Below are 12,326 nucleotides of genomic sequence, written 5' to 3' on the forward strand. Positions count from 1 at the left end.
CGATCCGTTAATCGTTAAGTGGAAGAACAGGTTTCTTCAATAAGGGTGGTACCGCGTGCAAGAACTACGTCCCTTTTTTAGGGATGTGGTTTTCTTATTTTATAAGGAGGAATTAGAGATGAAAAAGGTTTTACAAGAACTAATTTCTTGTACTCCTTGAGTAGAACAGGTTCAAGTCATGAAAGAGGAAATAAATAATGGAGATTTACATCCTAGAGATGTAAAAATGTTACTAGCCAAAACCATAGTACGGATGTACCATGGAATAGAACACGCCGAACTAGCAGAACAGAATTTTATTTCTGTTTTTCAAAAAGGCTCAATACCAAATGATATCCCAACCGTGAATTGGGAAGGGGAAACGAGACAAGCTTGATTGAGCTTTTGTTAGCACAATAATGCTAGATTCGAAGAGTGAAGCAAGACGAATGATAGAGAACAAGGGTGTTAGAGTAAATGGAGAGAAGGTAGAAGATATCCATTTTCATTTAACCATTTCTGAAGGTTTAATTATTCAAGTCGGTAAACGTAAATTCATCCAAATACAATTAAACAAGTAAAGGTGATCAAATTGAAAAAAGTAATCTTCATGGATATTGATGGAACACTGGTAAATGAACACGGAGTAGTTCCTGTATCAGCAAAAAATGCTATCCAACAGGCGAGAAAAAATGGACATCAAGTATTTATATGTACCGGCCGCTCAAAGGCAGAGTTATTTCATGATATCATGGAAATTGGATTTGATGGGATAATTGGTGCTGCTGGGGGTTACATTGAAGTAGATGAAAAGGTCTTGGTTCATGAGAGAGTTTCTACGGAAGATGTTATACATTTGGTTGATTTTTTTAATAAGCATCAAATAGATTTTTATCTTGAATCAAATGGAGGCTTATTTGCGAGTAGGAATTGTAAGAAGCATATACAAGGGATTATTAATAATTTCTTAACAGAAAATCCACATGCTGAAGAAGAGGTCAAAAAGGGAATTCAGCCTTTTCATGATTGTTTAATCGACGGAGAGGATTTAATTCGTGATGATATTAATAAAATTTCTTTTTTAGGCTCTAACGTTTCCATTGAAAAAATCAAGCAGGAATTCTCTTCAAAATTCACTGTAATTCCAAGCACAGTTCCGCTATTTGGAGAGAATAGTGGAGAATTATCTGTACCAGGAATTCATAAAGCGGTCGCAATTGAGAAATTACTTGAGCATTTACAAGTGGACCGGGAGCACACATACGCGTATGGTGATGGGATGAACGATTTAGAGATGCTGAAGTTTGTAAAATTTGGAATTGCAATGGGTAATGCGAAAGAAGCATTAAAAGAAGCAGCCGATGATATCACAGATACGCATGATAACGACGGGATTTATAATAGTTTAAAAAAATATCAATTAATATAAAACATTGTCAGCTACCGTACTGGTATCTTTATTCATGCGGATTCAAGAAAAAAGTGTGTAACGGAAGTAGTGGAAGCTACTTCCGTTTTTTTTGTGATTGTTTGGGTTGATATAGTAGATAGACCTTTGGTACAGTAATTATGTAATGAATATTCAGAATACTCCACTGATGCAAGAAATAAGATAGTGTAAAAAAAGAATATAAGTTGTAAGCGTTTACTATAAATTGGTGACATTAGTACAAATAAAAAGGGAACATGAAAATAAGGGAGGGTAAAAACAAATATGACAGATGTATATATCGTAGATGGTGCACGTACGGCTTTTACGAAATTTGGTGGTGTGTTTTCACAAATGGGTGCTACGGAGCTAGGGACAGCGAGTGCCATTGAAGCACTTCGCCGTTCGAAGGTGGAGCCAGTTCAGATAGATCATGTAATTTATGGAAATGTGATTCATACTGGTAAAAATGCATCCTATTTATCAAGACATATTGGATTGTACAGTGGAATTCCACAAGAGGTTCCAGCTCTCACCTTAAATCGATTATGTGGTTCGGGACTTCAATCCGTTGTAACGGCTGCACAGCATATTTTAGTAGGTGATGCAAACATCGTTCTTGCAGGAGGAGCAGAAAATATGTCGCAATCCCCCTACTCTAATTTCTCACAGCGGTTTAGCGGATCTAAAATGGGGAATCTCCAATTTGACGACATGCTGCTAGAAACATTGACCGACCAATATACAGGAAGTGGAATGGGAATAACTGCTGAAAAACTAGCACAAATGTATGAGATTACGAGAAAAGAGCAGGATCAATTTGCCGTAGAATCACATCAGCGAGCGGCCAAATCTGCCAGTAAGGGAATCTTAGATGATGAAATTGTACCTGTTGAGGTGAAAACAAGAAAGGGTATTCTGATTGTTAAGACAGATGAACATATTAAGCCTGATGCAAATATAGAGGCACTTCAAGTTCTTAAATCTGCTTTTAAAATAGATGGAACCGTTACAGCTGGAAATGCATCAGGAATTAATGACGGTGCAGTATCTCTTGTTATTGCTAGTAAAAAATTCATTCAAGAAAATCATCTAAAACCTGTTGCAAGAATAGTAGCCTGGGCTGTGGCAGGAGTAGATCCAACGATTATGGGCATTGGTCCTGTGCCCGCAATTACTCAAGCACTTCAACGAGCCAACCTTACTCTTGATGACATGGATCTAATCGAAGTGAACGAAGCATTTGCGGCTCAGTATTTAGCTGTGGAAAAAGCACTGCAAATAAACCGAGAGAAAACAAATGTGAATGGAGGAGCGATTGCGCTAGGTCATCCTGTCGGAGCAAGTGGAGCAAGAGTTTTACTTTCTGCCGCTTATGAACTAAGAAGGAGAAATGGCCAGTTTGCTGTTGTTAGCTTGTGTATTGGAGGGGGCCAAGGAATTGCAATGGTAATAGAGCATGGATAATGAAAGAAGGCAGTAGGGCTTCAAAATTATAGCGTGTAATAATAAAATAAACAGCAGCTTCCGTGAATAGTGGAAGCTGCTATTTTATTATGTTTCCTTATGAAGAGGGAGTTCTATTATAAAGGTAGTACCTGAATTTTCCTTGCTTTTGGCAGACATTTGACCATTGTGATTCTCAATTATTTTTAGCGAGACTGATAGGCCTAATCCTGTCCCGATATCCTTTGTTGAAAAGAACGGTTCGAAAATATTCGCCACAATGGAGGTTGGAATACCTTTCCCATTATCACTGAACATAATTTGGATATATTGATCTTTTATATCGGTACAGATTCTTACGGCTAATGGAGTGTCGCCTTCTGCCTGTAAAGAATTTTGAAATAGATTAATAAATACCTGAAGCAACTCTTCGCGATTACATAAGATGAAAAGATTCTCTGTATGTGGTGTGATATAAAAATCCAGATTTACATTGTGCAGCAAAGCTTCACTTTTAAGAAAATTCCATAAGTAGCTTGTAAAGAAATGCTTAACCTGCATGCTTTCAAACATTCTTTCTGAAGGCTTTGCAATACTTAGAAAATCTGTAATAATTTTATTCGCTCGATCGATTTCTGGAATGAGTAGATTGGAAAATAATTGACCGGTATCACTCGCCACCTCTTTTTCAAGAAATTGAAGATACCCGCGTACAGTTGTTAGAGGATTCCTTATTTCATGCGCGATACCAGCCGCAATTCGTCCTGCAAGTACTTGTTTTTCAGTCGTCTTTATCTTTTCCTCCATAAAAAAGCGATCTGTCATATCTCGTAATTGTCCATAGGCACCAATGACCTTGTCTCCTTCATAAATCGGTTGTGCATCAAAAAGACAAATAATGGGGTCTGCTAAAGTACTATAAAAAATGACTTCTTTACTATCATAAATTTCCTTCATTGTAAGGACATTATTAAAGTAGTCTCCTATAATTGGAAGTTCATAAATACTTGTAAATGGATGTTGAAAGATCTCCTTAGCAAAGTCAGTAAACTCTAAAATCATCCCTTCTGCATTGGTGATAATGATTCCATTTCTAGCTCCATTTAGCAATACTTGATTAAAGATATTAAGCTTACGATTTTGTTTTCTTAAAAGCAATTCTCGCTCAATGGAATCCACTAATTGGGTTAGCATTGGCATAAATAAGGGATTGTGAAATGCAACAGGGACCATGATACTTACACTACCTAATAGATGGTTCTCATCCGTGTAATGAAAAGGAGCGCCATAACAAGCCATTTCATGAAGAAAGGTGTGGTAATGGTCCTTTCCTACTAACTGAACGGGATGCTGATGTTCTAATGCCAAACTAACTACACTCGTACCTGTATCTTCTTGTCTAAATAAACTTCCCAATTTAATTCCGAATTGATCAATAGTAGACTTAATGAGTTCGTCACCTGCCAAGTCTAATAGGTAACCTTCTGAATCCGAAATAGTGATGAAAATTGGCGTTTCTTTTAATGTAAGTATTAGTTTTTCTGAAAAAAAACGAACTACAGACAGTATTTCTCTGTATTCTCCTTGTCTCTTTTGAACTTCTAATTTAGATAAATTTACTCTAGGACGAACGATCTCATTTGGATTCATCCCGGTTTCTTTACACTTCCGCTTTGAAAGTGTGATATAACTTGGTTCCTTTTCGCTCATGGTATAGCACCTCAAAAATAATAAATGCAAATTGTATTATAACATGAATGATGTATCTTTGGTCCCATGGATAGGTTCGTAGATAAAGATAGCTAGAGTAAAAGGCACAATTGGTGGTGCTTTCATGTTATAATGGACAAAAAACATGGACATCATTATTAGGTTAGTAGACAAATCACGTGATGGTTATTAAAGGAAGGTATCTATGGTAGAAGATAACATTACAAGAATTCATCTAGACGGAAAAGAATACATACTTATTGGGACCGCCCATGTGTCAAAGCATAGTGCAGAGCAGGTGAAGGAGGTTATTGAAGCTGAGAAACCTGATGCTGTCTGTGTAGAGTTGGATAAGCAAAGATACCAATCGATTACGGATGGAAACAAGTGGAAGGAAATGGATATCATACAAGTGATTAAGGAAAAGAAAGCTTCTTTATTATTAATGAATTTAGCCATTTCTTCCTTTCAAAATCGGATGGCCAATCAATTTGGCATAAAAGCAGGGCAGGAAATGATACAAGGAATTGAATCAGCGAAAGAAACAGGTGCTACACTTGTACTCGCCGATCGGAATATTCAAATCACCTTTGCGAGAATTTGGGGTGGAATTGGCCTTAAAGGAAAAGCGCTTCTTTTAAGCCAAGTGATCGCAGGTATTTTTAGCAAGGAAAGTATTACGGAAGAAGAATTGGAAAAAATGAAAAGTCAGGATACTCTTCAAGCGATTCTTAATGAATTTACGGAAACTTTTCCACGATTAAAGAAACCTCTCATTGATGAAAGAGATCAATATCTTGCACAAAAAATAAAAGAGGCTCCAGGGCAGAAAATTATTGCCGTACTGGGTGCAGCACATGTTCCAGGAATCAAGGAAGAAATTAAAAAAGAACAGGACTTAACAAAGCTAACATCGGTCCCTACAAAATCAAAATGGCCAAAAATCATTGGCTGGAGTATCCCAGTGATGATCTTAGCAATAATTGCGTATACGTTTGTTGCGAACCCACAAGCAGGGTTATCCCAAACATTCAGTTGGATTTTGTGGCATGGTGGGTTATCGGCTTTAGGTGCAGCAATTGCACTCGGGCATCCATTGACGGTGTTAACAGCGTTTTTGGCAGCACCGATTACATCTTTAAACCCAGTTCTCGCATCAGGCTGGTTTGCCGGACTAGCCCAAGCTTATGTCAGACGCCCAAGTGTTAAGGATTTTGAAACGTTATCCGAAGATGTGTTTAGTGTAAAAGGATTCTGGAAAAACAAAGTTAGCCGAATCTTGCTAATTGTAGTATTATCAAATCTTGGAAGTACACTAGGAACAGTGATTGGCGGAGCAGACGTCATCCGAGTATTTTTCGAGAATTTATAATGTAGGAAGATGAAGATCCAAAGAGGGTCTTCATCTTTTTATTATTTTGGGCGGAGCTATTGAAGGGTTTGGTTCCTTGGATATCCAGAAATTAGTGGAATGTATAAACATATTTCATATTCAAAACTATTGAATTTCCCTAATCAAATATGATACATTATATGGAAATTAGAGGTGACGAAAAATGCAGTATATAACTACCTATACATCACAATTTCATCATCATAATTAGTAGTCTTGCTAGTCGATTAAAAAATCGTACATAGGGAGGCTATTTCTCATGAACCGTATTTGCTTAAGTTTCTAACTTAACGAGTGCGGTTTTTTTATTTAACTAAAAGTAGGAGGCTGACAGAACATGAAGAAAATGGATTATCAAAATGTAAGAGGAACGCAGGACTTTTTACCGGAGGCCGAGGCGGTGAGAAGAAGAGTTAGAAGAACATTGGAAGATGTTTTTATTCAATATGGTTGTAAACCTCTAGAGACACCAATCTTAAACTACACAGAGTTGCTCGCATCTAAATATGGGGGTGGAGCTGAGATTCTTGAAGAAATGTATACACTTTCTGATCGGGGAAAAAGAGAATTAGCCTTGCGCTACGATTTGACCATTCCGTTTGCTAAAGTCATAGCCATGAACCCAACCGTTAGAATGCCCTTTAAAAGATACGAAATTGGTAAAGTGTTTCGTGATGGTCCTATAAAAACAGGAAGGTTTCGAGAGTTTACTCAGTGTGATGTGGATATAGTAGGTGTGGATTCACAAATAGCTGAAGCGGAATTAATGATGATGGCACTGGATGTGTTCAGAAAACTTGAATTAGAAATAACCATTCAATATAACAATAGAAAACTTTTAACAGGGTTACTAGAGGTCTTTCAAACTCCGCGCGAAAAAATGAATAAAGTAGTGTTAATCCTTGATAAGCTTGAAAAAATAGGGACGGTTGGAGTTGTTAATGCACTAACTGAGCTTGGGTTAGATTCAACAGTTATTAATAACATCAAACAATTTCTAAACTCAAATAACAATACAGAATATAGTTATTTTGAGTCTTTTACCAATCAAAACGCTCTTGTCCAAAAGGGATTAGATGAACTAATGGAGCTAGAAGGCTATTTGGAGGGGCTTGGTATGAAAACAGAATGTACTTTTAATCCATTTTTAGCGAGAGGGTTAGAAATCTATACGGGTAGTATTTACGAGATTTTTTTAAAAGATGAGTCTATTAAATCTAGCATTGGTAGTGGTGGAAGATACGATAACGCAATTGGTGGACTGATTGGCACAGATCAGAAGTTTTCAACCGTAGGAATTTCTTTTGGTTTGGATGTAATTTATACGGCGATTAGCTCAAACAAGAAGATGAACCAGGAGGAATCTAGGATAGATTATTATATTATTCCGATTAACACGGAAAAAGAGACTTTAAAAGTGGCGAGGCAGCTTAGGGAAAGGGGTTATAACGTAGAAATGGAACTAGGAAAAAAGAAACTTGGGAAGTTGATGGAAAAAGCCAACAAAGAAGGTTTTCCAAATGTCATTATCATAGGAGAAGAGGAAGTAAAATTGAATAAAATAAAAATAAAAGAGATGAAATCGGGACAGGAAAGAACAGAATTCTTTCCATTTTAACAAATAAAAATGGTGTATAATGGAAAGTGTCATGACAGTAGGTGAGAATTATATATGAAAATACGAAAGATTAATACAGGGGACTCAGTTCCATTTGATTTGTTGCTTGAAGCTGATCCGTCTCGAAAAATAGTAGAAGAGTATATCAGAAGGGGAGATTGCTATATAGCTGAAGACTCAAACATAGTAGTTGGTGTTTACGTTCTACTCACTACTAGACCTGGAACCGTTGAGCTAGTGAATCTTTCCGTTTTAGAGAGTGAACAAGAGAAAGGGCTTGGCAAAAAGCTTGTTTTGCACGCTATCCAGATAGCTATAGATCGTGGATTTCACCGAATTGAAATAGGTACGGGTAATTCCAGTATTGGACAGCTGGCTCTTTATCAAAAATGTGGATTTCGAATTGTGGGTGTAGACATCGACTTTTTTAGCAAGAATTACCCAGAGGAAATCTACGAAAATGGTATCCATTGTAGAGATATGATTCGACTAGCAAGAGATTTGTAAGAAGACAGGGGGAGTTTTTTATGATTTTAGAAGCGGTAATGCTTCAGGTTAGAGAGGGGCTTGAAGAGGAATACGAGGAGGCATTTCGACAAGCATCCAGAATTATTTCTAGTATGAGAGGCTATCAGTCACATGAGTTACAGCGCTGTTTGGAAGTGAAGGGAAAGTATTTGTTACTTGTGAAGTGGGACACATTAGAGGATCACTCTATTGGATTTCGTGGGTCAGCAGAATACCAGGAGTGGAAACTTTTATTACACCATTTCTATGACCCATTTCCGACAGTAGAGCATTTTAGTAAGGTTGTAAATTAACTAATTCAGGTGCAAGTTTACTTCTCATTTTAGTTCCCTTTTTAACATGAAAAGGTCCGTTACACGATAAGGGGGATGTATAGAAATATGGTATTTGTTTATATTTGGAAGAGGAGTGTACAGGTTGTTTCATCAAACTATGACAAATAAAGTACCTTTTATAAACTATAAAGCTGATTGTGAAAAGTGTTTTGGCTTGTGCTGTGTCGCTTTGCCTTTTATCAAATCAGCTGATTTTGCTGAGGATAAAGATGGAGGGGTACCATGTAAAAACCTTCAGGATGATTATCATTGGGGAATTCATGAGGGTTTACGGGCGAAGGGATATAAAGGCTGTACCGTGTATGAATGCTTTGGAGCTGGACAAAAAGTTTCTCAATTTACTTATAAAGGTAGAGACTGGCGGGAAGACAAGAATGCAGCAAAGGAAATGTTTCATGTTTTTCCAATCATGCAGCAGCTTCACGAGATGTTGTATTACTTACAGGAAGCACTTATTCTAGCAGAAACTCGTTCCATTCATATTGAGATACAAAAGGTACTAGAGGAGACGGAAGCCCTTACGAAACTTAATCCGAATTCATTAATGGATCTTAATGTATCAAATCATCGTGAGGTCGTAAATGAATACCTTATAAAATCAAGTGAGCTTGTTCGTCATAAGGTGAAAAAAGACAAAAATCATCTGAAAAAAGTTGGCAAAGGCATGGATTTAATTGGTGCCAAGTTAAAAGGTGCAAACTTAAAAGGTATGAGTTGGAGGGGCGCATTTCTAATTGCTGCGGACCTTCGGGAAAGTGATTTACGTTATTGTGACTTTATTGGTTCCGATTTGAGAGATGCCAATTTACATGGCGCAAATTTACAAGGCAGTATCTTTCTTACACAAGCACAAGTAAATGCCGCGGAAGGCGACAAAAATACTAAATTACCATCTCATTTAAAAGTACCGGAACATTGGTTAACGTAGGTTAAGATATATCACAGGAGAATTTACAAATGATTCAGATCAGGGTGGGCGGTGTAAATTTCATTTACATTGCTTTTTATTTATTTTTCAGTGGGAGATATTTTTATGGAGATTTCTTTAATAAGACATGGAAGATCAAAATGGGAACAGAATGATTGGATTACATTTAAACAATTTGAAGACTGGGTAACTAGGTACGATGATCATGGGGTTTTTAAAGAAGAAACTTACCCGAAGGAAACGAAAAATAAATTGGCAATAGCCAGCATGATCTATACAAGTGATTTATATAGGTCTAGGGAGTCTGCAAAATTATTAATTCCCACAGTGGACCTTGTTTCCGATTCTTTGTTCAGAGAAACAGAGTTGCCAACAATATCAGGATTTTTCTCGAAGGTAAAATTGCAGCCAAGCGGATGGGCAGTCTTGATGAGGTGTTTGTGGGTTGCGGGTTACTCTAGAAAATGTGAATCCTTTGCGGATGCAAAAAATCGAGCCAAACAAGCTGCAGAGGAACTAATCCGTTCGGCTGAAAAATCCCAATCTGTGGTATTGGTCGGACATGGGTTTTTTAATATCCTAATAGCGAAAGAACTTTTACAAATGGGATGGACAGGTGCAAAAAGACCTGCCGCGAAGCATTGGTAGATTACTACATATACTAAATGAATTTTATTGAAGGAGTTAATCAAACAGGTTGACTCTTTTTATTTTTCAAAAAAATATTGACCCTCACATTAGTGTTACGGTTTAGAATGGAAGTATCAAGCGTATGAAAGGAGTCTCCTCAATGAAAATCGGTGAGTTATCTAAATTAACGGGGGTGAGTATCCGTTCCCTAAGGTATTATGAGGAGCAAGGGATTTTAAGTGCGACGAGATTATCGAATGGCTATCGCATATACAATGAAACAGCCATTGACCAAGTCCATACGATCAAGTTTTATTTGGATTTAGGACTCTCCATAGATCAGATTTCTGGGTTTTTACACTGTGTTCTTAAAAATAAAGAAACCTTTTGTAAAGAAGTACTGCCGATTTACGAGGAAAAACTGGAGGAAATTGAAAAGCAGATTGAGACGCTTCAAATGATTCGATTAAATTTAATGGAACGTGTGGCAGCGATTAAAGATGACCGATAAGGAGGAACAAATAATGTTGGAACTAGGTCAAGAAACATTTCATAAACAAGTAGAAAAAAAGGGAGTTGTATTAGTGGATTTTGGCGCTCCATGGTGCCCTCCGTGCCGTGTGCAAGAACCAATTTTAGACGAACTTGAAGTGGAATACGGAAGTCGAGTGGTGATTGCGAAGGTTGATGCGGATGAAGAACCTGAACTAGCATCGCGATTCGGGATTATGGGGTTACCAACGCTATTAGTATTCAAGGATGGGGAACTGATCAATACGATGCGTGGTCTGCATAGTAGAGAACAAATTAGTACAATCATTGATCGTTGCATAATATAACAAATATGATAAAAGGATATTTATATAATGGTTACCTTCAAGGGGAATATAATTAAATAAAGGATCAGCCGATTTGATATGAAGCTCTTCCTTTTTTTTATTCAACATGTTACTATATAGTCACATACAATAAGTGACTAAAAGGTAACATGTTATATTTAAAACCAATCTGGAAAGGATCATTGTGAATGGAAGATGAACTTTCAACTCTTTTTAAAGCACTGGGCCACCCGACCCGAAGACGCATTCTTGACTTATTGAAGGAATCCCCCAAAACGACGGGAGAACTAAATGATTTTTTTCCCGAAGTCTCAAGATATGCGATTATGAAGCATTTATCAGCTTTGCAAGAAGGCAATCTTGTTATTGTTCGACGCGAGGGGAAATACAGGTTTAATTATTTAAATGTCATACCTTTAGAGGAAATGAACGAAAGATGGGTAGGGAAATATATGAAGAAGGATGCCCGATCACTTCTGAATTTAAAATCATTAGCTGAACAAACAGGAGGGGAATTAGAAATGGAACATTCAAAACAAGCAAAAGTATTTCGAATTGAGCAAGAAGTAGTCATTAACGCACCACGTAAAGAGGTTTTTAAAGCTTTGACAGAGAAGGCAGAAGACTGGTGGGAGTTTCGCTTAGCTCCAAAAGGTGTGCCATCAACCTTTTTTTTTGATGCAGTACCAGGAGGACAATTTATTGAAAAATGGGGAGAAAATGATGGAGCGGTATGGGGAAATGTGTATTATGTAAATGCTCCAGAGGAAATTCGACTACATGGTCATTTAGGCATGCAAGGGGCAGTTAATAGTGCATATACCTATCGATTGATTGAAAAAGATGGTGTTACAACTCTTCGATTATCCCATACAGCTTCAGGCGTTATTGAAGAAGAATGGGAGGAATCACATACTCATGGATGGAAACAACTTCTTGGCACGTTATTAAAAAAATATGTTGAAGAAAATAATAAAGAGCAATAGATGATCCAATCTCAACTGGAGGAACATAATCATGGTAGACGTGTTTACTGAAATCATCATAAACCATCCGTTAGAAAAAGTATCAACGTACGCATCCAATCCGGAAAATGCTCCAGAATGGTATGTGAATATACAGTCGGTGGAATGGAAAACTGAAAAAACTGTACAGAAAGGATCTCAAATTGCATTTAAGGCGAATTTTCTTGGAAGAGAACTTGCTTATGTATACGAGATTACTGAATTCCAACCAGGGGAGAAGTTAGTCATGAAGACTTCTTCAGGTCCGTTTCCAATGGAGACCATCTATACATGGGAGTTAATTGAAAGGGATGTTACTCGTATGACTCTACGAAATAGGGGAATTCCCACTGGCTTCTCTAAACTTTTCTCTCCTTTTATGTCCACAATGATGAAGAAAGCAAATATAAAGGATTTGAAAAAGATAAAAACCATCCTGGAGGACCAAAGATAGGTAATGTTTTCCAATATTAATGAGTAGGCATTC

Annotated in this window: 15 protein-coding genes and 1 other annotated feature (1 of these 16 running past the window's edge); of the genes, 14 read left to right on the top strand and 1 reads right to left on the bottom strand. The window is 37.3% G+C overall.

Annotated features, from left to right (window positions below):
- Nucleotides 1-77, top strand: a binding site (T-box leader) (it extends 129 nt beyond the left edge of the window).
- A gap of 101 nt (nt 78-178) precedes the next feature.
- The 4 genes from ACQ5H4_RS13400 to ACQ5H4_RS13415 all read left to right on the top strand — a co-directional run bounded on the left by ACQ5H4_RS13400 (nt 179) and on the right by ACQ5H4_RS13415 (nt 2,875).
- Nucleotides 179-376, top strand: a complete 198-nt coding sequence (locus ACQ5H4_RS13400; protein ID WP_430775437.1) for a hypothetical protein — start codon at nt 179-181, stop codon at nt 374-376.
- A gap of 52 nt (nt 377-428) precedes the next feature.
- The gene (locus ACQ5H4_RS13405) at nt 429-560 is read left to right on the top strand and encodes a hypothetical protein (RefSeq protein ID WP_430775438.1); all 132 of its coding nucleotides are present in this window, start codon (nt 429-431) and stop codon (nt 558-560) included.
- Nucleotides 561-589: 29 nt separating this feature from the next.
- Nucleotides 590-1,408, top strand: coding sequence for a Cof-type HAD-IIB family hydrolase (locus ACQ5H4_RS13410; RefSeq protein ID WP_430775517.1), 819 nt, complete (start codon nt 590-592; stop codon nt 1,406-1,408).
- A gap of 285 nt (nt 1,409-1,693) precedes the next feature.
- A complete protein-coding gene (locus ACQ5H4_RS13415; protein WP_430775439.1) occupies nt 1,694-2,875 on the top strand; it encodes an acetyl-CoA C-acetyltransferase in 1,182 nt (393 codons plus the stop codon).
- Nucleotides 2,876-2,962: 87 nt separating this feature from the next.
- Here ACQ5H4_RS13415 and ACQ5H4_RS13420 read toward each other — a convergent pair whose 3' ends face one another.
- Nucleotides 2,963-4,564: an ATP-binding protein gene (locus ACQ5H4_RS13420; protein WP_430775440.1), complete on the bottom strand. Its 1,602-nt coding sequence runs from the start codon at nt 4,562-4,564 to the stop codon at nt 2,963-2,965.
- Between the two features lie 205 nt (nt 4,565-4,769).
- On the opposite strand from ACQ5H4_RS13420, the gene ACQ5H4_RS13425 reads away from it, so the two are divergent.
- The 10 genes from ACQ5H4_RS13425 (at nt 4,770) to ACQ5H4_RS13470 (ending at nt 12,293) form a co-directional block, all read left to right on the top strand.
- Complete coding sequence (locus ACQ5H4_RS13425; protein WP_430775441.1) at nt 4,770-5,936, top strand: TraB/GumN family protein; 1,167 nt, start codon at nt 4,770-4,772, stop codon at nt 5,934-5,936.
- 358 nt (nt 5,937-6,294) lie between these two features.
- Nucleotides 6,295-7,575, top strand: a complete 1,281-nt coding sequence (locus ACQ5H4_RS13430; RefSeq protein WP_430775442.1) for a histidine--tRNA ligase — start codon at nt 6,295-6,297, stop codon at nt 7,573-7,575.
- A 54-nt stretch (nt 7,576-7,629) separates the two neighbouring features.
- Complete coding sequence (locus tag ACQ5H4_RS13435; protein WP_430775443.1) at nt 7,630-8,082, top strand: GNAT family N-acetyltransferase; 453 nt, start codon at nt 7,630-7,632, stop codon at nt 8,080-8,082.
- A 20-nt stretch (nt 8,083-8,102) separates the two neighbouring features.
- On the top strand, nt 8,103-8,396 hold the full coding sequence (locus ACQ5H4_RS13440; RefSeq protein ID WP_430775444.1) for an antibiotic biosynthesis monooxygenase family protein: 294 nt from the start codon (nt 8,103-8,105) through the stop codon (nt 8,394-8,396).
- Nucleotides 8,397-8,535: 139 nt separating this feature from the next.
- Nucleotides 8,536-9,366, top strand: coding sequence for a pentapeptide repeat-containing protein (locus ACQ5H4_RS13445; protein ID WP_430775518.1), 831 nt, complete (start codon nt 8,536-8,538; stop codon nt 9,364-9,366).
- 105 nt (nt 9,367-9,471) lie between these two features.
- Nucleotides 9,472-10,014 carry a histidine phosphatase family protein gene (locus ACQ5H4_RS13450; protein ID WP_430775445.1) on the top strand — a complete coding sequence of 181 codons (543 nt, stop codon included), beginning with the start codon at nt 9,472-9,474 and terminating at the stop codon, nt 10,012-10,014.
- Nucleotides 10,015-10,156: 142 nt separating this feature from the next.
- A complete protein-coding gene (locus ACQ5H4_RS13455; RefSeq protein WP_430775446.1) occupies nt 10,157-10,507 on the top strand; it encodes a MerR family transcriptional regulator in 351 nt (116 codons plus the stop codon).
- A gap of 13 nt (nt 10,508-10,520) precedes the next feature.
- Entirely contained in the window at nt 10,521-10,835 is a 315-nt protein-coding gene (trxA, locus tag ACQ5H4_RS13460; protein WP_430775447.1) for a thioredoxin, read from the top strand.
- A gap of 188 nt (nt 10,836-11,023) precedes the next feature.
- Nucleotides 11,024-11,821: a helix-turn-helix domain-containing protein gene (locus ACQ5H4_RS13465; RefSeq protein WP_430775448.1), complete on the top strand. Its 798-nt coding sequence runs from the start codon at nt 11,024-11,026 to the stop codon at nt 11,819-11,821.
- A 31-nt stretch (nt 11,822-11,852) separates the two neighbouring features.
- Nucleotides 11,853-12,293 (top strand): SRPBCC family protein, encoded by a 441-nt coding sequence (locus ACQ5H4_RS13470; protein WP_430775450.1) that lies wholly within the window; start codon nt 11,853-11,855, stop codon nt 12,291-12,293.
- Nucleotides 12,294-12,326 lie beyond the last annotated feature (33 nt).

Origin of the sequence: Bacillus coreaensis (genome assembly GCF_050586445.1) — a bacterium.
GTDB classification, from domain to species: domain Bacteria; phylum Bacillota; class Bacilli; order Bacillales; family Cytobacillaceae; genus Robertmurraya_A; species Robertmurraya_A coreaensis.